This window comes from Rhodococcus sp. USK10, from assembly GCF_019378875.1.
Lineage (GTDB): Bacteria > Actinomycetota > Actinomycetes > Mycobacteriales > Mycobacteriaceae > Rhodococcus_F > Rhodococcus_F pseudokoreensis.
The window spans coordinates 380,853-404,353 of sequence record NZ_CP076047.1; the positions used below are offsets into that span (position 1 = coordinate 380,853).

General features: G+C 63.5%; 21 protein-coding genes. 11 read left to right on the forward strand and 10 right to left on the reverse strand.

From position 1 onward, the window contains the following. Positions 1-1,366: 1,366 nt before the first annotated feature. From I1A62_RS02470 to I1A62_RS02480, 3 genes are all read left to right on the forward strand, one after another. Positions 1,367-2,980, forward strand: coding sequence for a ParB/RepB/Spo0J family partition protein (locus tag I1A62_RS02470; RefSeq protein WP_219455174.1), 1,614 nt, complete (start codon positions 1,367-1,369; stop codon positions 2,978-2,980). Between the two features lie 116 nt (positions 2,981-3,096). Further along, entirely contained in the window at positions 3,097-3,954 is an 858-nt protein-coding gene (locus I1A62_RS02475) for a ParA family protein (protein ID WP_072951025.1), read from the forward strand. Between the two features lie 16 nt (positions 3,955-3,970). Then, a complete protein-coding gene (locus I1A62_RS02480) occupies positions 3,971-4,222 on the forward strand; it encodes a hypothetical protein (protein WP_225858411.1) in 252 nt (83 codons plus the stop codon). 259 nt (positions 4,223-4,481) lie between these two features. On the opposite strand, the gene I1A62_RS02485 is transcribed toward I1A62_RS02480, so the two are convergent. From I1A62_RS02485 to I1A62_RS02500, 4 genes are all read right to left on the reverse strand, one after another. After that, the gene (locus I1A62_RS02485; protein ID WP_244163487.1) at positions 4,482-4,673 is read right to left on the reverse strand and encodes a hypothetical protein; all 192 of its coding nucleotides are present in this window, start codon (positions 4,671-4,673) and stop codon (positions 4,482-4,484) included. Positions 4,674-4,858: 185 nt separating this feature from the next. Continuing rightward, complete coding sequence (locus I1A62_RS02490; RefSeq protein ID WP_219453876.1) at positions 4,859-5,596, reverse strand: hypothetical protein; 738 nt, start codon at positions 5,594-5,596, stop codon at positions 4,859-4,861. Next, positions 5,593-6,519, reverse strand: a complete 927-nt coding sequence (locus tag I1A62_RS02495) for a ParA family protein (protein WP_072951031.1) — start codon at positions 6,517-6,519, stop codon at positions 5,593-5,595. Before I1A62_RS02495 ends, I1A62_RS02490 begins: the two co-directional genes overlap by 4 nt. A 445-nt stretch (positions 6,520-6,964) precedes the next feature. Further along, positions 6,965-8,418 (reverse strand): IS3 family transposase gene (locus I1A62_RS02500; protein ID WP_257890339.1). Its coding sequence is split into 2 segments (ribosomal slippage): positions 6,965-8,046 and positions 8,046-8,418, totalling 1,455 coding nucleotides; the frame shifts between segments, so codons are not numbered across the junction. 312 nt (positions 8,419-8,730) lie between these two features. On the opposite strand from I1A62_RS02500, the gene I1A62_RS02505 reads away from it, so the two are divergent. From I1A62_RS02505 to I1A62_RS02515, 3 genes are all read left to right on the forward strand, one after another. Further along, positions 8,731-9,042 (forward strand): hypothetical protein, encoded by a 312-nt coding sequence (locus I1A62_RS02505; RefSeq protein ID WP_219453878.1) that lies wholly within the window; start codon positions 8,731-8,733, stop codon positions 9,040-9,042. 1,192 nt (positions 9,043-10,234) lie between these two features. Beyond that, positions 10,235-11,197: an integrase gene (locus tag I1A62_RS02510; RefSeq protein ID WP_257890375.1), complete on the forward strand. Its 963-nt coding sequence runs from the start codon at positions 10,235-10,237 to the stop codon at positions 11,195-11,197. Positions 11,198-11,333: 136 nt separating this feature from the next. Then, the gene (locus I1A62_RS02515; RefSeq protein WP_219453880.1) at positions 11,334-12,449 is read left to right on the forward strand and encodes a hypothetical protein; all 1,116 of its coding nucleotides are present in this window, start codon (positions 11,334-11,336) and stop codon (positions 12,447-12,449) included. Positions 12,450-12,702: 253 nt separating this feature from the next. Here the strand turns inward: I1A62_RS02515 and I1A62_RS02520 are convergent, their stop codons facing one another. Next, positions 12,703-13,182 carry a helicase associated domain-containing protein gene (locus I1A62_RS02520; RefSeq protein WP_219453882.1) on the reverse strand — a complete coding sequence of 160 codons (480 nt, stop codon included), beginning with the start codon at positions 13,180-13,182 and terminating at the stop codon, positions 12,703-12,705. A gap of 569 nt (positions 13,183-13,751) precedes the next feature. On the opposite strand from I1A62_RS02520, the gene I1A62_RS45745 reads away from it, so the two are divergent. Continuing rightward, positions 13,752-14,249 carry an Lsr2 family protein gene (locus I1A62_RS45745; RefSeq protein WP_257890376.1) on the forward strand — a complete coding sequence of 166 codons (498 nt, stop codon included), beginning with the start codon at positions 13,752-13,754 and terminating at the stop codon, positions 14,247-14,249. Here I1A62_RS45745 and mihF read toward each other — a convergent pair. Continuing rightward, positions 14,136-14,453, reverse strand: a complete 318-nt coding sequence (mihF, locus tag I1A62_RS02530; RefSeq protein ID WP_072951036.1) for an integration host factor, actinobacterial type — start codon at positions 14,451-14,453, stop codon at positions 14,136-14,138. The genes I1A62_RS45745 and mihF overlap by 114 nt on opposite strands. Before the next feature lie 1,120 nt (positions 14,454-15,573). Here mihF and I1A62_RS02535 point away from each other — a divergent pair. Further along, positions 15,574-15,816, forward strand: a complete 243-nt coding sequence (locus I1A62_RS02535; protein WP_219453883.1) for a hypothetical protein — start codon at positions 15,574-15,576, stop codon at positions 15,814-15,816. Positions 15,817-16,187: 371 nt separating this feature from the next. Then, a complete protein-coding gene (locus I1A62_RS02540) occupies positions 16,188-16,616 on the forward strand; it encodes a nitroreductase/quinone reductase family protein (protein ID WP_219453885.1) in 429 nt (142 codons plus the stop codon). A 423-nt stretch (positions 16,617-17,039) separates the two neighbouring features. Here the strand turns inward: I1A62_RS02540 and I1A62_RS02545 are convergent, their stop codons facing one another. The 4 genes from I1A62_RS02545 to I1A62_RS02560 form a co-directional block, all read right to left on the reverse strand. After that, positions 17,040-17,687 (reverse strand): NUDIX hydrolase, encoded by a 648-nt coding sequence (locus I1A62_RS02545; RefSeq protein ID WP_219453887.1) that lies wholly within the window; start codon positions 17,685-17,687, stop codon positions 17,040-17,042. A gap of 8 nt (positions 17,688-17,695) precedes the next feature. After that, positions 17,696-18,988 (reverse strand): adenylosuccinate synthetase, encoded by a 1,293-nt coding sequence (locus I1A62_RS02550; protein ID WP_219453889.1) that lies wholly within the window; start codon positions 18,986-18,988, stop codon positions 17,696-17,698. An 84-nt stretch (positions 18,989-19,072) separates the two neighbouring features. Continuing rightward, positions 19,073-20,059, reverse strand: coding sequence for a hypothetical protein (locus tag I1A62_RS02555; protein ID WP_219453890.1), 987 nt, complete (start codon positions 20,057-20,059; stop codon positions 19,073-19,075). Between the two features lie 6 nt (positions 20,060-20,065). After that, positions 20,066-21,124, reverse strand: coding sequence for a hypothetical protein (locus tag I1A62_RS02560; protein WP_219455044.1), 1,059 nt, complete (start codon positions 21,122-21,124; stop codon positions 20,066-20,068). A 359-nt stretch (positions 21,125-21,483) separates the two neighbouring features. Between I1A62_RS02560 and I1A62_RS02565 the strand changes: the two genes are divergently transcribed. Both I1A62_RS02565 and I1A62_RS02570 read left to right on the forward strand, forming a co-directional pair. Then, complete coding sequence (locus I1A62_RS02565; protein WP_124396545.1) at positions 21,484-21,687, forward strand: cold-shock protein; 204 nt, start codon at positions 21,484-21,486, stop codon at positions 21,685-21,687. A 916-nt stretch (positions 21,688-22,603) separates the two neighbouring features. Then, complete coding sequence (locus tag I1A62_RS02570; RefSeq protein WP_219455046.1) at positions 22,604-23,419, forward strand: IS5 family transposase; 816 nt, start codon at positions 22,604-22,606, stop codon at positions 23,417-23,419. Positions 23,420-23,501 lie beyond the last annotated feature (82 nt).

A 23,501-nucleotide genomic window follows, 5' to 3' on the forward strand; every position in this document is an offset into this window, starting at 1 on the left:
GGCGCCGCCCGCCGGAGGCGTCCCACGAGGCTCACAATGTGCACTGGTCACGTCCTTTTCGCGGACCTCGGCAAGATGGTGAACGGTGATCCGCTCGACAGGATTACGTCCCCCAAAGCGAACTCCTCAAGCGGTCACTAAAGGAACGCCCTACCCGGGCGACGGCACACGTTGTTGTCGTAGCTCCGCGTCTTGCGTCCGACAGCCTTGCTCCGGCTGATGCACGGTGCATCACAGCCAGACCCCCGCGATGTGGGCGTACGAAGTGTCGCGTGGCTCCCTGAGCGGGCATGAGGTCGCGCTCAAGACGTCCCTCTGTCCAGATCTTCCAGCGGCGGGTTTGCCCCAAAGGGGTCGGTGGGGTCGAGGTAGACCACCACGGGCACGGTACTGACTTAGTCCGGTTCGGAGTGGGACGCGTCCTCGGTGATGCACCGTGCATCATCGAAGGCAGTGGAAGGCCTTGCCGTCGCCGACGCCCTTCCGCTGACTTAGCGGCCGCTTCTTCCACTCCGGTGCGCGACCCCCGCGGTGATGCACCGTGCATCACCGCGGGGGTCGCGAGGGCGGCGCTGCCGGCATCCTCACTGCCCGGGATTCGTGTGCGGTGGCGGTGTTGTCATCAAGGAGTGGGTAAGGATGTGCGAGGCACATCACCGCTTCGCATTGTGTGAACTTGACTTCGTTCGGAGTGTGGCACGCTCCGGTGATGCACCGTGCATCACCGAAGCGTCGACTGGGAATCGCTCGGCCGCGCCGATCGGTCGAGTAGGCGGCGAGCCACGCCGATCGCGAGTCCTCCGCGGTGATGCACCGTGCATCACCGGCCGGCAGTGGCACGCTCACACGGGCGCCGGATCACTTCGCTGTCACAGCCACCTGCGGCTGCACCTCGCCTGACTGCCTCCGCGGTGATGCACCGTGCATCACCGGCCGCTCAAGTCCCAGTGATACACCGTGCATCACCGCCGGGTTGCCGACAGCCTTGCTCCGGCTGATGCACCGTGCATCACCGATCGGACAGGTCGTGGTGGTGCACGCAGCACCACCGGCAGAGTGCCACCCGCCTCGCTCCTGCGGAATCGATGTGGTCCGGCCCGGTGGGTTGTGCCTTCGGTGATGCACCGTGCATCACCGAAGCGTCGACTGGGAATCGCTCGGCCGCGCCGATCGGTCGAGTAGGCGGCGAGCCACGCCGATCGCGAGTCCTCCGCGGTGATGCACCGTGCATCACCCGACGCTCGAGTCCCAGTGATGCACCGTGCATCACCGGATATGCGACACGCCGCCGCAGATATCCAAGGAGGAAGTTCGATCCCAGTACTCTCCATCTAAATACATGCAAAGCATGCGCAGAGAATGGAGGATGATGAACGCCGGAGTGACATCCGAAATTGTGGCCGCCAGTCCATCGGCCGGCCCGGCCGCGACCAAGCGGAAGCCCGCCGCGCGCAAACCGGCGGGCAGGAAGACTGCGAGCCGGTTCCGAAAGTTCGCTGGCGGCGAAGAGAGTGAGGAACTCGCGGCGGCCGCCTCCGGTGATGTAACTACGACGCAGGCGAACGGTGATGCAGACTCGGGCGGCATTACCGCCGCGCTGGTCGGACTGGCTGCAGCCGACGGTCAGACCGTTGTGCAGGTTCCGGTACTCCAAACCGCCCCTCACCCCTTCAATGACCCAGACAGGTCTAAGCCTCAGACTGGTGACCCGAAATGGGATGAACTGGTCAATGGAGCCAGGGCAAATGGCATCAAGGTTCCAGCGCTGCTGGTAACGCGCGCGGGCTTCCTCGCGCAGCGGCCCGACCTCGCTCGCGCTATTGGCGACGATGCCGAGTATGTGGTCATCTATGGGCACCGTCGTCGCGCGGCCGCCATCGCAGCCGGTTTGACAACGATTCCTGCAGTAATCGATGACGCCGTGATGGATGATCACGGCGACCTCGATGCCATGACGCTGGAGAATCTTGGTCGTCAAGACCTTTCGGAACTGGCTGAGGCTCAGATGTTCGCTCGGTATTCCGAGCTGGGGTTGTCGCAGCGTGCGATCGCCGAGAAGCTCGGTGTCGACCAGGCGACGGTGTCGAGGCGGCTGTCGATGCTACTGCTCGCCCCTGAGATTCAGGCCGCGATTGCGGAGGATGCGATTCGTGGTGCCGAGGGTGCGGCGCTGGCGGGGGCGCTCCCCTACGGTCCTGCTCGAAATTGGCAGAAGAAGGTGGACCCGACTCAGGGCACGGATGACCGTCGTGCTGAGCAGCTCGCGGCGTTCGCGCTAATGTCCGATCGCGGAATGAGCCCGACCCGTGCCGCTGAACGTGTGTTGACCGAGCGAAAGTCGCGGGAGCAGGCGATGGCTGCGGGTCTCGAGATTGTGGATCCCCGCGAGCGGTTCGGCGATGCTCTTCATGAGCATCGACTGTTTGAGGTCAACGATGTCGATATTGCGAGTGGAAACGTTGTCGGCGCGATCGACTCCGGTCAGGGAACGCTTGTCTTCTACGCAAAAGACAAGCCGACCGATGAGGATGCCACCGAATCGGCCGCAAGATTGGAAGCGGAAGCACGGACGGCGGCACAGAAGGCTCGTCGCGAGGCGGGCAAGAAGCTTGTAGCCTCGGTTCCTCCGCGGGAGAAGTTGGTGAACTACTTCATCGACCAATACGCCTACGGGGTTTCCGCGTTAGCGACGAGCGCGGAAGGGTGGCGCCTGGCTCAGGCGTATATGCGGCTGGAAGGTCTTGACGCGACCGAGTTCAGGGTGAGCGCCGAGAACGGCGACGAGAAGCGCCGCACTGAGATGGCTTGGGCCTGCGCGGTCGCTGGTTACGAACTTGCGGCAGCGAATGACTCTCGGGAGTGGGGGGCATCGGACCTCACGTACTTGGACTTGCTGTCCGAGCGCGCTGGGTACCGGCCGACCGCGTGGGAGGAAGCTCGTCTCGATGCAGCGCGCCGCGAGTTACGTGACGCCGGCTGATCGGTGATGCACGGTGCATCACCGAAGTTCATACATCGCTTCGCCGGGTGATGCACGGTGCATCACCCGAATCAGACATCAATCCAATGCACGACATTCAACCGCAAGGAGTTCCCGTGGCTACCTACGCAGTAGCAACCCTGTCCGGCAGTGCCGGCAAAACAACGACTGTCACCTCGACCGCCACTTTGCTCGCTCAGGACGGATACCGCGTTCGAGTTCTCGACATGGATAGCCAGGCAAACGCGAGCACGTGGCTCGGGTACCCGGAAGCTTCGGGTAAGACCGCCGCCGACGTGCTGCGGCGCAACGCGTCAATCAAGGACGTCGAGCGCCCAGCGCGGGTGGTTAGGGGCTACGACGAAGGTGACCAGCCCGTATACGAGGAGATCCCCAACCTGACGATTGTGCCCGCCGCGCGCGACACACTCGACAAGTTGATCGTGGAGTTGCCTGCGGTGACAGGTGGTGTGCTTCATCTGCGTGACGCCCTCGAGGAAGCGGATCCGGTCGACGTCACCCTGATCGACTCCCCCGGCTCCCTGAACGTTTTGGTGATCGCTGGCATTCTTGCCACCACAGTTGATGAGGAAGGGCCTCATGGTTCATGGGGCCTGATCACGTGCACGAAGCCCTCCGGCAAGGAGAACGAAGGCATCCCGGCGTTGGAGCAGGAACTGCGGAAGATCAAGCGGACCTACCGAGTCGACGTTCCGTTGCTATCCATCGTCCCTTGCGCGGTGCCGCCGATTGGAGACGTCTACCGTGAGCAGATGGATGATCTGCTCAGCGAGTATGCGGATAGGGTTACGCCGCCGATCCGTCGTGCGAGCATCGTGGATGAGGCGTACACGAACTATGTTCCGGTGCCGATATACGGTTACAGGGCAAAGACGGTCACCAGCGACTACCGGGCTGCGCTGACCCATATGCAGAAGCTGGGGCTGTTCGGGCAACGGGCAGTGGTCGCTTAGGGGCTGGAGGCCACCTGTGGTGAACGATGTTGAGCGGCATATGCGGCCTTCGCGTGCGACGAGCACAGTCAATGTGACCCATGATCTGCACGCGTTGGCCCGGGCCGCTGTACGTCTTGTACGCCGCAAGACCGGGCGGCCGTATTCGCTGATGCAGTTCACTCAGGAGGCTTTCGCAGCGCAACTGAGAGTGATCGCGGAGACCTACAACGATGGTCGCGCGATCGGGCCCGATTCTGAGCCGTTGGAGCCTGGTAAGGCGGTGTGACGCAGGGTGCGTGCAGGCGAGCCGCCGGTTGTGTGCAGGAACGAGGGCGCGGCTTTGTGCAGGCTCGGTCGTGGCGATGGTTCGTTCGGATGTGAGGTTGTCGGAGCCAGCCGTGGGCTACGGGCGGGTCGCCAGTCAGTCGATGCGGACAAAGGGTTTCCCGCTGGGTTTCGTCGTCGCGATCGTTGCAGCGTTGGCCTGCGTGGGTTGATCGTGTCGAACGGTCCAGCTAATCGTGTGTTGATCGGCGGAAGCGGATTCAGAGTCCGCGGCACGCGTAGGTGGTTGCGCTGCCGACGAAGAGGAGAAGGATCAGGAGCGAGATTTCGGTAGCCATTTTGGTGTCGTGGCTGTGTTGCCCGTTCCATACATGGACACCGGGGGTAAGCGCTGCAAGACCGACGACGAGAAGTAGTGCGAGACCCGCGATCGTGTCTCGGGAGAACCTCATGTCGGTCACTGCGTCACGGTATCGGTCAGAAGTGCCGACACCGGATTTTTCCGCGGCCGTGTTCTCCCCTGGCGACGTGGTTCGGCCTGACCAGGGCCGTTGTCGTCGCTCCGGCTGTGTCCGCTATTCGGGTTCGACACTGCACGGACCGTCGCCGCCTGCGGCCTGACATTGTGCGGTTGTGCTCAGTCTGGTCGCACATTGAGATACAGGCGAAGTGCGTGTTCGACCAGCGCGCTGCGGCTACCGGCGGACCACTCTTCGACGAGGGCATCGAGCGTTGCGGTATCGGAGGAGATGATGCCTCCCAGGGGCACACGCGCCTGTATCTCGCTATGCCGACGGCGACGCGGCTGCGCACTGGTCTCGCGACGCTTGAAGAGTCCGGTACTTGTCTGGGGTTCCGCGGTGTTCCAGTGGCGCAGCAGTTCGCCAGCGTGCGTCTCAATGGCATCGAGAACGACTTGCCCGTAGGGGCGTGCGGTGGCGCGGTCGCGCTGTCGCTCCTCGAGCGTGAGTTGGCGTAATGCTGCGTACACGGCGGGGGGTAAGTAGACCTCCGGCGGCGCGATCCGTATCGGCGCGGGATTGCTGTCGCTGCGTGTTTTGGGCTTTCTGCGGGGCGCGGCGACGAATCTTGTTGTCTCGGGGGCAGGGTGAGTGGGTTCCGGAGCCGGGTCTTCGGTGTCTGGTGACGCATTGTCTGTCTCGGCGGGCTCGGGCGACACCTTCGGCGTCACCTCGGGTGAGGGTTTCGCGGTGGGTTCGGGTGCGGCGTCGACCTGGTCGTCGGTGGGGTTTGGGGGTGGCGGTTCTTGCGCCGGCGCGTCGCGTTCAGTGACGATGCTCAGGGTGGGGAGTAGTTCGTCGAGATTCCCGAGGGCGCCCGGATCGAAAGCTGCCTTCCTGCGTCTCGCACTCATGCCACTCCCCCTGAGATTTCGTTCTTTTCCGCCGCCGCTATGCGGCTGAGAACCTCGCGGGTGAGGGCTTGGTAGTCGTTTGCGAGCCCGTTGGGGTCGCGGGACCACAGGCGCCGTCCGAGGAGTTTCTTGTCCTTGTCGCGGAGTCGCTGGATACGGGTCTTTGCCTGTTCAGCGGATACGGTGACGAGCTCATTTGGAGTTAGATGACGGCTTCGGAGATCCACCGCGGCGGCACGATCGTTCCGGATGAACGTCTCGAAGGGAGCGGCGCCGCTGCCTTCGAGCAGGTCCTCAACCTGCTTGAACACCTCAGGGTTCCGCGCTGTCGCGGTCGGGTTCAGGTCGAACAGCACAACACCGAGCAGTTGGATGACGGAACCATTCTCACGCGCTCGCAGATAGCGGGCAGCGAGATACTCCACGCCGATCAGGCTTGCATCGTCATCCCTGGTCGGTACGAGAAGATAGCGCGCGGTGCCCAGGAGTGCGTCGAGGAGTGGGGCATCGCCTGGGCCTGAATCGATCAGAATCAGGTCGTAGTGTTCGGCCGACTGCAAGTCGTTCAGGGTGGAGACGAGGTTGCCCGTCAGATCCATCCCGGTTTGGGCCGCGGCAGCGGCGATGGCGCCGATGACTGCAAGCGCCGCACCCCCGGGGATGAGATCGAGGTTCGGCCGGACCTCTCGGATGGGTTCTAAGGGGTGCGCGAACTGGAGGCTCATGCTGAGGCCCCTCCCGCGATCCCCCTCAACGCCTAGATCGGACGATGTGACGTTGGCCTGCTGGTCCGCGTCCATGACGAGAACTCGGAGTCCCGCCGCCGCGACCATGGCTGCGAGGGCGGCGACGATCGAACTCTTGCCGACACCGCCTTTTTGATTGGCGACAAGCAGACTGCGCGTGGGCTGCGTTGGCGACATGTTTAGCACGGTACGGCTGCGTGGTCGGTCAGATTGCCAACGACACACCCTTGTCTATGGGGGTGTAAGACGTCGTTAGTCCAGCCTGTGCTAAGGCGATACAGCGGGCCTGTTCAAGAGCGGTTGAGAAGGCTATGTCACCGGCCGTGTTCCCGCCCTGGGAATGGTTCATGTTGCAGACCTTGCCAACTGTTGTGTGCTTGGTCGAGGCGATGATCGTGCACACGGTGAATGTGAGGGTAGTAGCAATGAGTCTGATCGCGGTGCTAGAGCTGGCAATTGAAAAGGTAGTAGCACCGATCTATACGTAGATCCATGCGACGATCTGTCATACTGCGGCAGTTATGGGCGTCGCTAAGGCCATACCTAGTGTCGTAGACATACGTGCATGTCAGAGTCATATTCGGTGCTCGGAACTTGTCAAGGGAGTTGAGTCCACCGGGTGTTAAGCGGCTGACGTTTCGGCCTCCGCAGAATCGTCGGCGGGGCGGTTGATCCAGACGGTGTCGGGCAGGTCGAGGATCTTCGGCGCTGTCGTAGTGCCGAAGCGGTACGGATGCCTGGCCCGTGCTGCCTCGAGTACCTGCCGACGTTCGGCGGCCTTCGCCGCCGCCAAACCGAAGTGGACGTCGGCGGCAGTGTGTAGCCCGATGCCGGTGTGGCGATGCTCGTGGTTGTACCACTCGGTGAACTGCATCATGAATTCCCTTGCTTCACGCAGCGATCCGAACCGTTCGGGGAACTCCGGTCCATACTTGAGGGTCTTGAACACCGCCTCCGAATACGGGTTGTCGTTCGAGACCCGCGGCCGCGAATGCGAGCGGGTGACCTCGAGATCCGACAGCAGTGACGCGACGGACTTGCTGGTCATCGACGTGCCACGGTCGGCGTGCACGACCTGCGGAATGCCGTGCACCGCGAAGATCTGCTCCATCAACTCCCGTGCCAGCACACCCGATTCGTGTGCGTGGACGTGCACACCGACGATGTACCGCGAGTAGATGTCGATCATCACGTAGGCGTCGTAGTAGCGGCCCTTGTCCGGCCCGGCGAGCTTCGTGATGTCCCACGAGTACACCTGCCGCGGGGCGGTCGCGACCAGCTCCGGGCAGGTCCTCGCCGGGTGCCGGGCGAGCCTGCGGCGTTCACTGACCTGTGCGTTCTCCCGCAGGACGCGGTACATCGTCGACACCGAACACAGGTAGACGCCCTCGTCGAGGAGTTGCGCGTACACCTCGAGCGGCGCCTGATCGACGAACCGGTCACTGTTGAGTGTGTCGAGGATGCGGCGGCGTTCGATCGGGGTGAGCTTGTTCGCCGGCGGATGCGTAGGTCGGACTGGAGCGGAAGGTGTCGGTGCGGCGGCCGCGGCGCGACGCCGGACCGCGGTCGACCGGACCACACCGGTCACTGCGCTTGCTGTTCTCGTCGACATCCCGACGTTGGTCAGTTCGGTCCATGCTGCGGTCAGCGCTTGGTTGGCTTGTCGTCCAAATCCGCTCTCTCGGAGAGCGATTCCAAGAGAGCATGCGCTTTTCCCATGATGTCCAGGGCGGCTTCGGTGGTGGCCAGTCGCTTGTTCGTGCGGTCGAGCTCCCGCTTGAGGCGAGCGATCTCGGCCTGCTCGGCGGTGAGTTTGCCGACCTTCGCGCCGGCGGGTTTGCCGTCGAGGACGCCGGCGTCGCGTTGCTTGCGCCACTCGGTGATGAGGGAGGAGTAGAGGCCCTCGCGGCGCAGGTAGGCGCCGCCTTCGTTCGTCTGGCAGGCCTGCTCGTAGGCGGCCAGGTGCGCGAGCTTGTCCGCCGGGGCGAATGAGCGTCGGCGTGGTCCGTCGGAACGTGGGTGGGAAGACTCCATGTGACCATTGTCCCCGGCTACGGCCAGGCTGGAAATTGTCATTGTCGGGTTGATCCGTATCTCGCCCTGCAGGCGGGGTTGCTGTGAACCGGTGGACTCAACTCAGCCTGACACGCAGGGGCTTACCGATTGGACTAAAAGTGGGCCGTGGACGGGTGAGTTGGGTTCGCTGACGAGCGCAGATCTGCTGCAGGGGAGGCGAGTTTGCGGGTTCCAAGCAGGGGTCGGACCGTGGTGAGGCACTTGCGGAAGCGTTCTCGTGACAGCAGTTGTGAAGGCTCTGTCGCACGGCGGTTAGGCGTCAGGTCGGTTCCTCCTCTGCGTCCTCACTGTGGTGAACTTCCCTCTCAGAGAATGCATTCGGGGCTGGAGGCCGGAGATCTCAGGCTGGGGGAGGGCCTGGCCTGGCAGTTGATGACCGTTTCACTCTCGCCGGAAAGAGGCAACTCCGATTCACGATTGCCTTCTGCGTCCGACTTCCACGAGAACATTGACAACACCTTGCTTAAGGCCATACGCAAGGCCATACAGACGGTCATTCCAAAAGATGTGATGGAGGTGGTGCTGTTAGAAGGAGGTCGCGGTGAGGTGTATTGCGACCGCAACTTCATGCCCGATGAGGAAGGCGAGGACCGAGCTATTATCCTTCCTTGCACCTTAAGCTAATTTCGTCACTTGACGTAACTATGGACGGGTATTCGGCTCCAAGACTGGACGACCTTCGAGCCCCGACGACTGCGTTGGCGTTCCTTTGGTCGGGTCGAAGCCTGCGGAACGGGGTTCTCCAGGGGCAACGGGCCAAAGGTGCAGGTAAGCAGTGTTCGGCCGGCAATCGAGGGGCTACTCACTCGCCGGGGGAGGGGCATGGAAACGTCTCGCGGAGCGTTCTAGCAAGGAAGTTGAGTTCCCACGGACCTAAAATGGCAGGTCAGGAGGGTGCTGTAGTGATCGCATCCGGGCCTGCACCGGTTGCGCCTCCTCGATCGAGGACGGGCGCAGGCCGACCTACTGCAGTTACTCCGAGAACAACCTGACCCGCGCCCAGTCGCTTCCTCGGTTCGTTACTAGACCCACGCTAATTACATCCTCGAATTCAACACGGCAGAGAGTGTGCAAGTCAGAGCACTTCCCACAGGGTATATGTATCTTCACGCCAACGAAAGGGCAACAGCTCGCCGGAGAGGCTGCTCGAATCCGCCAACCTCCCTACCGTGCAGTGCATCATCAACTCCCGCGTGATGCACGGTGCATCATCAACTCCCGCGTGATGCACGGTGCATCACCCAACTCCCGCGTGATGCACGGTGCATCACCCAACTCCCGCGTGATGCACGGTGCATCACCCAACTCCCGCGTGATGCACGGTGCATCACGACACTGGGGTCGGGGCCCTGGGTCTGACCGCGAGGGCGATGACGTTGGCGGCTGAGCCGGCGCCGACGGCAAAGGCATGTACGCGGACACTTCTGCCGATGCGCCCGCAGCATGGTGTCGTGGTGGCTTCCATCTCAGCTGCCGCGCCGTCTGATTAGGGGGTGAGTCGAAGCTGGTGGTGATGCACCGTGCATCACGAACCTCCACGGTCTTCCGTTGGTGATGCACCGTGCATCACGAACCTCCCCGGTCTTCCGTTGGTGATGCACCGTGCATCACCAACCTCCACGGTCTTCCGTTGGCGGGGTGCCGACCGAGTCGCCGCGCGCCGAGAATTCTCGAAACTGACACCTTCGCCTGCAATGATGTCCACGTGAGTCATCAAGACACGCCACTCCCATCGAAGCATCCATCTGCAGAGGGGAGTCGCGCGCGTTCCTCGGTTGGCGTATCGGAGTCGTTGCCGGGAGTTGACGCTCGTATCGTGGCTGATCTCTACCGGTTGCATTCCGCCAGCACTGCGCGCAACTATCGGCAGGACTGGGTCAGATTCGCGAGTTGGTGTGCGGACCGTGGGATTTCGATGATGCCCGCAGATCCAGAGGTGGTCGCGGAGTATGTAAGGGAGAACGCGGCGAGACGTTCCGGGGCCGGTGATCGGATGTATTCGATTGCGACGTTGAACCGGTGGGTGGCGTCCATCAACTACTGGCATCGCAATTCTGGACTACGTGTGCCGGGCGAGGCGGCTTGCGTCAGGGCCGCTGTTTCGAGTGTCCGCGGGATCTATAGGGACAATGGTGAACGGCCAACCAGGAGGGCGTACCCACTTCGCTTCGGTGAGCTCGAAGAAATTGTCGATGTGAGTCGTCGAGACGCGACGACTTGGGTCAAGCGCGCACGGGAGCGCCGCGACAGCGCCTTGTTGTTGTTGGGGTTCATGGGGGCGTATCGGCGATCGGAACTGTCGATGCTAGCTGTCGACGATGTAACGTTCTCTCGCCGTGGCGATCTGCGTGTCCGGTGTGGTGGATCGCATGACGGTCCCGTCGACGACGACTTCGTCAAGCATGTCCCTCTATCGCGGGATCACGCGATGTGTGCTCCGTGCGCCTACCGGCGTTGGCTGGAGGTAGTTGCAAATGTCCACGAGTCCGGTCGTCCGGGCGTGATGCGGTTGCTTCGCGGGCATGAGGAGTTCGACAGCCACGTCTGCTCTTTCGCGCCGCCAGTAGTTCCCGACCCCGGGGTGCCTGTGTTCCGCGCAATACGCGCGAACGGCAACATCAGTGCGGCAACGCTGTCCGGCTCTGCGATTCACGCTGCGATACGGCGGCGTGCAGCCCTCGCCGGCTATCCGGACGAGGTGGTCAGCAGGGTCGGTGGTCAGTCATTGAGGGCCGGTGCTACTGCAGAGCGCCTCCTCGACGTTTCGCAGTTGTCGTGATCCATATGCACTTGGCGACCTGGGGTCACGCCCGGTGTTGCGAGCGAGTGAACCAGCTTTGGTCGAGGGCAGTCTTCATGGCGACACAAACCCTCCGAAGCGTGATTGGTCGCCGCGGATTGCTTAACCTTGAGCAGTGACGAACGGTCAGACGGAATTCACAGGCGGGCAGAATGTTTCTGCTCTGTTCGTCGACAAGGGTCAGGGTTCGGGCTATCGATACGATTGGGCGTTGTTCGCTGATTGGTGCGCAGCGTTCCAAGCAGTGGCATTGCTCGCAGATCCTCTCGCTCTTGCGAGCTTCCTCGACGAAAATCCTGCAGCGCGTGCGACCCAACGGCGACGCGTGGCAGCGATCAATTGGGTACACACCGCTACTGGGTACCCGGCGCCTGGGTCTGCGCGAGCAATCCGTCAGGTGCTGTCGGTACGCGCAACCAAACGGGACGATCTCACTCGCGCCGCCACTCAGGCAATGGTGGCACTTCCGACTTCCGGTTGGCCGCAGGGCATGTTTGGGCGGAGGGACGCTTTACTCCTTGTGCTCCACTGCATCAACGGAGTATCAGCGACTGAAGTGGGCTACCTGCAACGCAGTGACGTCACGTATGACGGGAAGATCGTGGTGGTCGGCGGCGGGCACGACCTGCAGCTGCACCCAGCACGAGACAACCCTCAGCGCTGTCCCGTCGCGATCTATCTGCGATGGGCACGGCTCCAAGCGTTCTTTGATCGCTATCCCTCGAACCGGGTCCTCGCTCGAAGTCTTATCAGAAGTCACGAGAATGCAGACGGCACCGCAGAGTCCTACGGAACACTGCCGGCTCTGCGGGAGAACCAAGATGGCCCTCTGCTGCCGAGCTTCGATCAGTGGGGACATTTCGCTGCGGTCCGTCGCGATCGGCGCGGGCTGTCGGGCAGAGCGGTTTCGGCGATCGTCGCTGCACATCTGACGGGCGCCGCCTCATCGAGACATACCCGGTCCGAGCCGCTGGATCCTCGGCCCACTGCAAGGGAGGCTAAAGCTGAAGAGTTCTCTCCGCCCAGAGGCGATGGATTCGAGGTCGGGATAGAAGGCGTCGAGCTCATGCCGGACGAGCTCAACGAACAGTACGAGGCGGCTATTGCTCGGAAGTACGCGGATGTCCGGGCTTTGGGGGATCTTGCTGACGCGTTTGAAGAGATTGACAGGAAAGCCGAGGCGATCTTGGGTCGGACAGAGGAACTGTTGGCGCAACTGGGCCTGTCGTAGTCTCTGGTCGGTGAGACTGCCGGCGGGCAGCAGGTCCAGGGGCGACATCCAGTGCACGATGCGCGCGTGAGCGTGCCAGTTCATTGAGTGATCGCGCCGGTTCAGCACAAGTGAGGCGCGAATGATTGTGCCGAATGGGGGCGTCCTCCGCGCACTGGCGCGACGTGCAGTCAGGTCCCCGATCTCGGACGTAACGGCCGCGAGTGGGACGAATCTGGCGTCCGATTCTCGCTCGCCTGAGAGTTGATGTGCGTCAGGCGGCGGTTCTCGGTCCGCGTGGGCGAGGACCGGGGGAGACCCCGAGCGCCGCAAGTGGACCCCGCTCGTCTTCGGGTAGCGCGTCTGCTCTCCACTTCTTTACGGCCCGGTAGAGCCACTGGCCGACTTGCTCGCCATCCGCGTTGACATAATTCGCGGGCACGAGCGCGTTGCCGTGTTGTTCACGATAAGCGGCGATTTCGGCCAGCATCCGGCGGCGCTTACTGTCGGTGCGAGTTATGGCGGGGAGCGGGGCATCGTCGTCGCTCCACACGAATCCAATTGAATCGAGCTGACGTATGCGCTCTTCCGGAAGTGTGCCGAGCATTCGAGCGACGCGCTGGCGGTACTGCCAGCGACCGAGCTGGAAACCAGATTCAGTAAGGTAGTTCTCGGGTATAGCTGTGTGAGGATGTTGTTGCCGGAATGCTGAGTACAGCTCCATCGCCGAGGCTGCGGACCGGTAAGTACGCATCGAGATCAGTCCTTCTGTGGAATCTAAATATTTGTAAAGTACATAGCTTCTTCTTACGCTATGTCAACCACATTGACCGTGTGTCGTGAAAATCACCCGATCATGGTGAAGCGACTGCCGTAGTGGCGCCGAGTATCTGGCCGCCTCAGATCGATCGATCGTGTCCTCTCGCTCCGCTCGCCCGCCAGAACAATTTCTGGCCAAGGGAGATTCCTCGTTGCGCTTGGTGTTCAGGCCGTGCGGGTCTGGAAGTTTCAGCCGGCGGTGGGAAGTCGTGGTTTCTCGGTGCGTCGGGAATGCCGGTCAACCTCCACCGATGAGAGGCTGTGCGGTTGGCGGGATGTGGACTGCATGGACTTTCCGCGGTTCCAACGAGACGAGCGTCTATCCTGACCAGGTTCTATGCCAATGACCGCCAGCGTGCGGCGAGCGGCACTGATCGAGCTCTACTCGGCTGGAATCCGCGATGTCCTGTCGAAACTTGCCATCATTTGAGATACGAACATTATCTCGGAGTAGTGTTTCCGGGTGTTCGACAGTGAGGGAACGGAACTGTCGCGCGCGCGATTGTGGTCGAACGTATCGACGGGACTCCGATCAAGAACGAAAAAGAGCAGACCGGTCCGTTCTCTCGCGACGGTGTCGACTACAGGATCGATCTGAAGGCCAAGAACGCCAAGAATTTCCATAGCACTCTCACCTTGTACATCGATCATGCAACTCGCGTTGGTGGAAGAATGCATGGTCGACCCTGCGGGGGGTCGCAAGCGCGCAAAAGAGATTCGAGAATGGCCGACCACGGAGGGTCACGAGCTGTCCACGCGCTGGCATATCCCCGATCAGATCGGGGAATCGTACAGTGCAGCTCACTGCGGCCAAGACCTCGCGGCGTCGACAAAACAGCCTCCGGCCAGCTCATTTCGAGTTGGCCGGAGGCTGCGGCAGTTCCGAGGTCAGGAGTCAGACGACGCTTCGATCAGCGCCTGGCGCTGGTTGGCTCCGAGGCCGCCGATACGACGGGTCTCGGCGATCGCCAATTCTTCGAGGAGTTTCGAAGCCTTCACTGATCCGACGCCGGGGAGCGCCTTCAGCAGCGCCGAAACCTTCGTCTTCTTCACGATTTCGTCGGTCTCGGCCTTGGTGAGCACCGCTTCGACACTGAGGGTTCCAGCTTTCACTGCTGCGAGGAGTTCGCTACGCGCTTTGCGGGCTTCAGCCGCCTTCGCCAGTGCCTCGGCGCGTTGTTCCGGTGTCAAGACAGGTAGTGCCATGTTGGTGCTCCTTGTTGCGTTGTTCGGCCAGCTCGTCTGGCTGTCACTGCCATCGTGCCAGGTGGAACGGACATGTCCGCGTACAGATCAGTGGGGACCGAGCTCCGGGTGGTGGTTGTGACGTCTACGGGTGTGGCCGACGGTGTATTCGAACAGTATGTCGTGTGGGTTGTCATCGTCGCGAAGCTGCCGACTCAGTAATTTGCGAAGCTGCCGACTCAGTAATTTCAGAGGTATGAGCTTGGGGCGGCGTGCTGCCGGCTATCTGTGCTGGCGCAGTCGATTCGGCGACGGTTATCAGTTTCGCGCTGCAAGTGGGTTGCGCAATGGTATCGGTGGTGGGGTGTGCGTCGGTGCTGCATGATTCGTCGTGGTCGGTCATAGTCGTATTACGAGGTAACAGCCGTGGAGGTGAGCGATGGATCCATTCGAGTTCGTTGCCCATATCCCATGTCCGCACTGCCGTGTAGGGATTGGTGAGCGGTGTGTCACCAAGGACGGATACGTGCGGAAGATCCCCTGCCTCCACCGGGTGAAACTCGCTAAATGGCCTGACACGGAGGTGCGCCCAGATAGCCGATCCGAGCGGGAGCGCGATGATGGCGAGCTCGGTGGCTTCCGCGACGAGTGAAGTGCACCATCGTTCCGACGCGAGGATTGTCGGGGACCAATCTATGAGTGTCGAATTTCCGCTGGCCGATCCACTCGGCTCCCGCTGTGCGCTTCGGTCATCCTGAGAAGCGTCGGCCCAGCGGCCAGAAGTAGTAGGGGGCGGACCCATTGATGCCGGGCTCGCGAGCCGTGGGCGGCGGACGGCCCTCCGGCCAGCGAAGGGGAGCGCTGGCGGGAGGGCCTGGCTGCTACCGGGACCGTCGAGCCCGGAGCGCAGCGTAGGTCGGGAGTACCCGTGGGATATGGAGTTACTCCGAACGCCGGGAGCAAGAAGTCGACCGGACTGTGATCCGCAGGTGCGGCCGCACACACGGCCATTACGTCCATGGCCAGGGAAGGCCCGCCATCCCACGCTGAACTGGGCGCCCAGCGGCTGGCGGCGTGAGTTCGGCTGGTGGGCGAGCTCGAGCCATGCTTGTGCTCCGAGGACAGAGGGAAGGTGCAGTTCATGAGTGACGAGAGCGAGAAGAAGCAGGCGTCATCCGATGTGTTGAGCGTGGGTACCCGGGTGCTGGTGCGGAGGCGATCCGAGGCGGCGACTGGCGTCATCGTCGAGGACTACGCCGAGCTGACCGATACCGCCGAACGTGGCCACGAATGGGCACCGGTGCATCGGTGGGCGGTGGCCCTCGATGACGGGCGTTTGGTTTTCGCCGGCATCGAGGACCTCACCGTCGATATCGGCAAATAGGACTCCGGGCAAGGGGGCGTCACAAACTGACTGTGTGGTCCGCGAACGTTCGGATGGGCTCGTCAATGCTTCCCCGAGATCAGTCTGAGCATGCGACTGGGCATTGTTCCGGCGCTTTCACCGATACCGCGGCAGTCCCGAAATTTGCTGTCCAATCCGGCCGCGAATCTAGAAGGGACTCGCTGATCTGCCGAGGCTCGGCTATGGCCTGCGGTGTGGCGGTGAACGGTTCACGAATACGAGAAGATGGACGGTTGCGGGTGCGCCTGAAAAAGCGGGCCGCTCCCTGAATGAGACCGGGTGCGACACGGAGGCAACCGCGTCGACCCGATTGCTGACCGATCCTGTGCCGAAAGAGGAGAATCTGCCGAATGAGTAGCACCGACGACTGGAACGCGAACATCATTGCTGAATTCCGGGCAAACGAGGGCCGAGTTGGTGGCCCATTCGAGGGTGCGCCGGTGGTGCTGGTTCACCACCGGGGCCGGAAGACCGGGCGAGATCGGGTGAGCCCGATGATGTATCTGCCAGATGAGGAAGATCCGGACACGATTTACGTCTTCGCGTCCAAGGCGGGCGCACCGACCAATCCCGACTGGTACTACAACCTCGTCACCGCCGGTGAGGCAGAGATCGAAGGGGGCACCGAGCAATACGCGGTAACCGTCGGTGAGGTGACGGGCGAGGAGCGGGATCTCCTCTTCGCCGAGCAGGCGCGGCGGTATCCCGGCTTTGCCGACTACGCGGAGAAGACTGCGGGTATCCGGACAATTCCCGTGCTGGCGCTGCGCCGCAGGTGAGAGTCGATGAGGGTCCGGGCAGGTGGGGCATCCGGGCCGTTCTGAGCGCTCGGGTGCGCCGTTCCCGCAGGTTGGTCGCCGGGGGCAGGCTGGAATGTTACGGGGGGTGTGGCGGGCTCTGCCGCTGGTGTGGTCGGGGGCGTCTGAGCACGTGTCTGACGAGCGGATGTGCTCAGGTGCGGCCAGGCGATGGTTCGACCCTTCACTGAACTTGATCGGATGAGTGGCGACACGTCTGCGGTTCGTGGGCGTGCACTGTGCATTGGTCGATCCCCGGTGATCGTGCTCAAGTCTGGGATGGGGCCGTCGAACAGCCGAGCCCCGGACCCCGTCGCTGTCTGCACGCTCACGGTTGAGCCCAGTGGGTCGCGGCTCAGGGGTGTGCTTGGCGCCGGGTGTCGGCGCGGGTGGGTGTGGTGTCGCTTATGTTGTGGTCCAACGCCACACGACTGCGGGGCGGCCGGTGGCTTGTACTCGGACGCGTTCGTCGGTGCGTTCGAGTCCGGGTATCGCCTTGAGCGTGCGATTGAGGTTGCCTTGATCGGGCCGGTTGCCGGCGAGTGCGGCGGTGACGGTGACGGCGTGGGTGGCGGGGAATTCGGCGCCGAGGAGGGCCCGGGTGAATGTTGTGTCCCGCCAGAGGAGGCTGGTGGCGAGGATGCGGCGTGCGGCGGCGACGATGCGGTCGTGGTCGAAGGCGAGGTTGCCGTGTTCGTCGAAGCCGCGCCACTGCGTCGCGGCGGCGGGGTCGGTGGTGATGTTGTCGGCGGTGATGACGGCCCACATGGCAATGGAGAGGGTCGGCCCGCGTGGGTCGCGGCTGGGCTCGTCGAACACCGCGAGTTGTCCCACTGCCAGGATCGCGTCGTCCGGGATCCCGAGTTTGGTGGTGACGGCGCGGCGGGCGGCCGTTTCTAGGCGTTCACCGGCGCCAAGAAGGACACCGGGCAAGGCCGTGTGCCCGGTGTACGGCTCCCAGCGGCGGGGCGCGACGCCGTAGCGCAGCGCGTCGGGTTTCGGGTTGCCGAACCGGAGAGCGACCACATCGACGGAGACGGATGACTGTTCCACACCTGTGATCATGCGATAGCGGGCTCACGGACGTGACGGGCGGCCCGGCTGGGGCCGCTGGAGGTGAGTGCCACCGGTGCGCCGACCAGCGATCCGAGGTGCGTCGCGACGTCTGCCGGATGGGTCGGCAACTCCGATGTGTCGGGGGTGAGCGCGGACAGGACGTCGGTGAGGTGTTGCTGATGCGCGAGGTCCCGCCACGGTCCGAGAGGCAGTAGGTCGCCTACGTCGGGGTACCGGCGTGCGCTGCGGATGGGGTTCCCCTCGGCTGCGGCGCGGGTCACCGCGTCGAGGTGGGTGACGGCCAGACTGTCCACGCTGCCGCATACGTTTGCGGCGTACCGCAGCAGTACCTCGTCGAGGTCCCCGATCCGGAAGGTGCCCTGGTAGCTGCCGGTGTCGTTGTGAAGTTCGGGAAGGACCGCGCCGAGCGTCGGGTTCTCGGTGGGCATTGGCCCTGCACCATGTCGGGTGGTGTAGGTGCGCGTGACGCCGAGCACGTGGCTGCCGCGACCGTGCTTGGCGGAGAGGGCACGCGCGTTGCTCGGTTCCACGGTGGACCAGGTGGTGTGCGGGTGGAACCCGCGCCACTCGTCTAGCAGCACTCCTTGTGCGCCCTCGAAAACCAAGCGCCCCTGGTTGGCGAGGGCCGCGAGATCGCCATCCTCGGCGATCCGGACAGCGGCTACGAATTCGGAGTACATCGTGACCATGTCGTCGAGGTCGGGCCACCGATGGACGCTGGGGGCGACCAGGTCCCGATAGTGGTCGGCCATCGCGGAGAGTTTGGTGCGCAGAACGGCTGGGCGGTGGCAGTCTCCGACTGTGGGTGCGTCCGGGTGATCGAGGGCGTAGGCGGCGGTCTCACCGATGCCCTTGCCGCACGAGCCGTGCCTGCCGTTACCGCGGGCATCCTCGCGGGCACGGTTAGCGGCGACGTGGATCGGCGTGGTCAGTAGCGCGGCGGCGTCGATGTGCAGTAACTGGAGCGGATTCGGCACACCCAGCCCGGCCAGGGCGCGGGCCTCGGCGGCGAGGGCGATCGGTTCGACGAGGACATGCTTCGACAGCACCGTCGGGACGCCGGAGAAGGTCCCGGACCCGAACTGGGAAAAGGTGTGGTGGCGACCGTCGACAACGACGTTGTGCGCGGCCTGCGCGCCACCGTTGAACCGGACGACAGCTGCGACATCGAGGCCGGCGTCCGGTGAGCAGAGCCAGTCGACGGTGGCGCCCTTGCCGGCGTCGCCGAAGCCCAGGTCGACGACGATGATGTCGCGGTCACCGAACACCGTGGTCATGGGATCTCCTGTCGTAGAGGGGGAGTCGGGAGGCGGGGCTCGCACCCGGCGCGGGAATCGGAAGCCCCGCCTCTCGAACGGGTGTCAGGTGAAGGACACGTCGTCGCTGCCGGCCGGATCGATCGGCAATGGGCTCACCGCGACGGGGGCCCGCGCCGCACCGAGGGCGGCGAGCGCGTGACCGACGGTGTCCGCTTCGGCGGCGGAGCCGACGTCACGCAGGTCCGCCAGCCCCTCGCCGAGGTCGATGCGGTCCTCGCCCATGCCGACCGTCAGCGCGATCAGCTCGCACACCGCGCCCGGGTCGTCCAGTTTGAGGAACCGTTCCCCGAGCAGGCGCTGCCAGTGCTCCGCGATCTCGGGATCGTGGTAGTACGCGGACTGATTCGGTAGTACGAAGTAGACGTTCCAGCGCCGTTCGAGTTCCCGGTACACCGACTCGACGGTGACATCGCGGTCGAGGCCGTCGCCGATCACCGTGCGCACGTGCCGGGCCGACAGTCGGGCCTTGTTCAGTTCGTCGCCGATGATGAACAGGTAGCCCTTGTGGCCGCATTTGTCCCACGCATCTGTAGCGGTGTGACGGGCCATGAAATATGCGGCCAGTTCGTAGCTTTCAGATTTCTGACCGCCGCCGTTACCTTCGAGGAAGATGGTGCGGAGTTGCTCGTCCATAGCGTTGCCGGACTCGAACTGACCGACCTGCAGGGGCACTCGGTCGGAGTCGGCGTCCCCGATGCCGCCGAACAGGATCTGCGGGTCGTCGGCGTAGCCCTTGCGCTGCAGCAGACCGTGTAGTTTGCCGAGCTTGTTCTGCATGATCCGCGGTACCGCGCCCATCGAACCGGTGACGTCGAAGAGCACGGCGATCGCCAGCGACTCGGGGTGCCCGGCTGAATCCCGGCATTCCCGCACGGTCACGCCCAGCGGGTCCAGGATTGGATCGGCCTTCCACTGATCCATCGGTTGTGCGTACATCGCGCTGGTGTAGCCGAAGTCGTCGACGCCGCGGGCGGCGCGGAACGTCTTGGCCGCGGTGTAGGTGTCGTCATCCCACTTGCCGTATCCCATGGTGGATCACTGTCCTTTCGTGGTGGGCATGGTGAACGGGCGGTAGCGTCGCCGCCCGTAGAGCGTGTCGAGCAGGTCGTCGAACTCCTCGAGCAGATCGACGGCGTCAGGTCGCAGACCAGGTTGGGGTTGCAGGCAGCCGCGGGCGAACGCCCGCAGGCGGTCCGGGGCCGTATCGGAGAGCATGGTCAGCATCAACCGATGTGCCATGAAGACATCCCAGGCCGGGGTTGCGGGGGAGTCGGTGGAACATTCCGGTGGATAGTGGTCCCGCCGAGAGGGGATCGTCGCCAGAGGAACGGTGCCGGGGCGGGTGGCGAACGACCATCCGGCCAGCACCACCCCGTGCCGCTCAGGGTGAATGAGCACGTTGTCCGCGGTCACCGCGGTGTGCACCCACCCGGCGCGATGGGCGGCGGCCAGCGCCCGCAACAGCCGCCGGTGCATCCATACCCAATCCCGCGGATCGAGCCCATCCGGGTAGCCGGCCTGGACCTCGGCGAGGGTGACGAATCCGGTGGTCAGTAAGTCCAGCACGTTCACCTGTCGCCGGGCGCCGGTCACAGGGTCGGCGTGGGTGAGGTGGTCGATCAGTTGCGGGAAGTACGCGCGCAACCAGTCGTTCCCGTCCTCGGCGGACGCCGCGATCTCGGTGAGCGCGGCCCGCTCCGCATCGATCAGAGCGTTCGAGACGACATTGCGGGGAACCTTGATCACCACGCCCGCGCCGCCGCTGTCGGTGGCATGGTGCAGGTCGGCGATCGAGCCGCGGGCGTGCCGGGTCTCGAGTCGGTAGGAGCCGTTTCTGCCGTCCACGACGGTGGCTGTGGCCGCGTCCGTGGTGGTCGTGGCGCGCTGCCAGCGGCGGTACAGGTCGGACGCATGTGTGAATGCCGTTGCGGCGCGGGCGGTGTACGCCGGATCAACCCGATCCGGGTGAATCAGGACCGACAGGCGGTGGAACCGCCGACGGGCTGCCCGCTGAGCTGCCGCGTCGTGGGTGATTGGGCCGAACAGGTCGCTCGGCACGATTGCCGCGCCGACGACGTCGAGTGCCTCGATCATCGATTCCATCGTTTTAGTCTATGTGACTAAAACAGGGAAGTGCAATCCCACCGCTGGGATCGGTCGAAGCAATGTCGATCGATGGCCACCTATGTCGGCGGAACCCACGAGTGCATCGCCGCGATCCCCACTCACTCACACCTGGAGTCGGCCCCGATTGGTGTGAACGACTCGGTCACATGAGACACCGGCACCATCAATCCGCCACCGCAGGTCATTGACGGTGCATCGACGACCGGTCGTAGTTCGGTGTGAAAACGGTGGGCGGTCTTCGCGACTGCACCAAGAGTGGCAGTATCGAGTTATCGAGATCGGAACCTCGATGTGAGGGTCCGGATCGAGATTGAGGGAGTATCGGCATGGCGCAGGGCATTGTGAAGTGGTTCAACGGTGAGAAGGGCTTCGGTTTCATCGCACCCGACGACGGAACTCCGGACGTCTTCGTGCACTACTCGGAGATCTCGGGCAGCGGCTTCAAGTCGCTCGATGAGAACCAGCGTGTGGAGTTCGAGATCGGCCAAGGGCAAAAGGGCCCGCAGGCCACGAACGTACGCTCTGTCTGACCAGTGTCACGTGGGGACCGCATCCAGTGGGTGCGGTCCCCACTTCAAATCGCCGGATCGGTTCCCGCGCGAGGAGTGCCTCAACAAGAGGTCCGAAACCCGTGGTCTCGCCGATCCGGTCTAGCGCTGGTTTAGCGCGACTGATCGCGCAGAGAGGCGGGGTTCGTTCGCGCGACGTCCAGCACATCGCTTTTTTTGTGCAGCGCTAGCCGCCCAATAATGGGCGGCAGAGTGTTCGCTCGTGAACTGGACATTTGCGGTACGACCATCGACCTTGCGAGTTGGCACCTTCGTTAGCGCATCCGACCACGGGACGTTGGTGTCGGTCGGTTCCATCGCCGTGCGGAGTTGCCCGTCCGCGCCAGTGTCGATGCCAGTACCGCACGTCACCGAGTGGCCTCACCGAGATGGCAGCCGGGATCCACGTTTCGGTCGGGTGGGGGCCGCGAACCGGGCGTGGCCGACGGCCATCAGGTGTTCGATGCTGATGTGATGTGGATGAATACGCTCGGCCGGACGCGGTTTCGGTACATCATGGCGGTGGCGTGGGCATGTGTGCGCTAGAACAACGCCGCCGAATCGATGAATAGGCGTCGCGATTACTTATCGATCGGGCTGTTCAGAATGTGTCGGATTCTAACGGGAGTCCGCGAAGGAGATTGGGGCGGTTACTCGATTGACAAATCGTTCACCGGAAGGACGGGGACTGGTCGGGGTTGCTCCGAGACCTGGCATGCGCGTCGAATGGCAAGTCTTAGAGCGCATCTGAAAACTCGGGGTGATCGGCGTGTGACTAATGAGGAATGGGTGAACTCCTGGTAGGTCAGTAGGTGCTTACGCCACGACCCGACCAGGAGTTCACTTGCCATCATCGCTCATCGCACTGTGTCCGTCATGCCCTACCCCGGATTCTGGGATCGGGCATCGGTGCGCGGTGTACTCGTCATCGTCGGTGACCGACGCTCAATGGGCGATTCTTGAACCACTGCTGCCTCCACCCGGCAACACCACCGGCAGCGGTGGTCGTCCCGAAAAGCACTGCCGCCGTCTGGTACTCGATGCGATCTTCTATGTCGTTCGAGGTGGGATCGCCTGGCGGCAGTTGCCGACGGAGTTCCCGCCCGCGACCACGGTGTACGCGATCTTCGTCCGCTGGGTCCGGGCAGGAGTGTGGCAGCGGATCCACGACGCGCTGCGCGATCGGGTGCGGGTCCACGGCGGCCGGAAACCGCTGCCGTCGGCGGCGATCATCGACTCCCAGTCGGTGCAGGGCGCCGACACCGTTGCCCGGTCGAGTCGTGGATACGACGCGGGGAAGAAGACGAATGGGCGTAAACGGCACATCGCTGTGGACTCGAGCGGGCTGCTGCTGGCGGTCGTGGTGACGATGGCCGGGATCCAGGACCGGGACGGCGCGGTCCGGCTGCTGGCTGCGATGCGCGCCCACTGCTCGACGATTTCTTTGGTCTGGGCCGACGGCGGCTATGCGGGCAGGCTAGTCGATTGGGCGAAACATGTTCTGTCCCTCACGGTTCAGGTTGTCAAACGCACCGACGATGTCAAAGGATTCAAGGTTCTGCCCCGGCGGTGGGTGGTCGAGCGGACCTTCGCCTGGATCTGCAAATACCGCCGCTGCGTCCGCGACTACGAGACCAGACCCGACCACCACGAAGCCGTCGTCTACATCGCCATGATCGCGACCATGTCACGCCGACTCGCCCGCACTGCGTGACACGAACCAGAGTTCTCAGACGCGCTCTTAGGGCAGGGGCTTGTCGCAGACATGCCACCCGCACTCCCGCCTTGTCCCTCAG

What these genes read in the sequence shown, in the direction of transcription:
- I1A62_RS02490 (WP_219453876.1), bottom strand. Translation starts at nt 5,596, where the DNA reads ATGAGTGCGAGACGCAGGAAGGCAGCTTTCGATCCGGGCGCCCTCGGG.
- I1A62_RS02560 (WP_219455044.1), bottom strand. Translation starts at nt 21,124, where the DNA reads ATGATCGAGGCACTCGACGTCGTCGGCGCGGCAATCGTGCCGAGCGAC.
- I1A62_RS02470 (WP_219455174.1), top strand. Translation starts at nt 1,367, where the DNA reads ATGATGAACGCCGGAGTGACATCCGAAATTGTGGCCGCCAGTCCATCG.
- I1A62_RS02520 (WP_219453882.1), bottom strand. Translation starts at nt 13,182, where the DNA reads ATGCGTACTTACCGGTCCGCAGCCTCGGCGATGGAGCTGTACTCAGCA.
- I1A62_RS02550 (WP_219453889.1), bottom strand. Translation starts at nt 18,988, where the DNA reads ATGACCACGGTGTTCGGTGACCGCGACATCATCGTCGTCGACCTGGGC.
- I1A62_RS02495 (WP_072951031.1), bottom strand. Translation starts at nt 6,519, where the DNA reads ATGTCGCCAACGCAGCCCACGCGCAGTCTGCTTGTCGCCAATCAAAAA.
- I1A62_RS02540 (WP_219453885.1), top strand. Translation starts at nt 16,188, where the DNA reads ATGAGTAGCACCGACGACTGGAACGCGAACATCATTGCTGAATTCCGG.
- I1A62_RS02555 (WP_219453890.1), bottom strand. Translation starts at nt 20,059, where the DNA reads ATGGGATACGGCAAGTGGGATGACGACACCTACACCGCGGCCAAGACG.
- I1A62_RS02535 (WP_219453883.1), top strand. Translation starts at nt 15,574, where the DNA reads ATGAGTGACGAGAGCGAGAAGAAGCAGGCGTCATCCGATGTGTTGAGC.
- I1A62_RS02565 (WP_124396545.1), top strand. Translation starts at nt 21,484, where the DNA reads ATGGCGCAGGGCATTGTGAAGTGGTTCAACGGTGAGAAGGGCTTCGGT.
- I1A62_RS02485 (WP_244163487.1), bottom strand. Translation starts at nt 4,673, where the DNA reads ATGAGGTTCTCCCGAGACACGATCGCGGGTCTCGCACTACTTCTCGTC.
- mihF (WP_072951036.1), bottom strand. Translation starts at nt 14,453, where the DNA reads ATGGCACTACCTGTCTTGACACCGGAACAACGCGCCGAGGCACTGGCG.
- I1A62_RS02505 (WP_219453878.1), top strand. Translation starts at nt 8,731, where the DNA reads ATGCATTCGGGGCTGGAGGCCGGAGATCTCAGGCTGGGGGAGGGCCTG.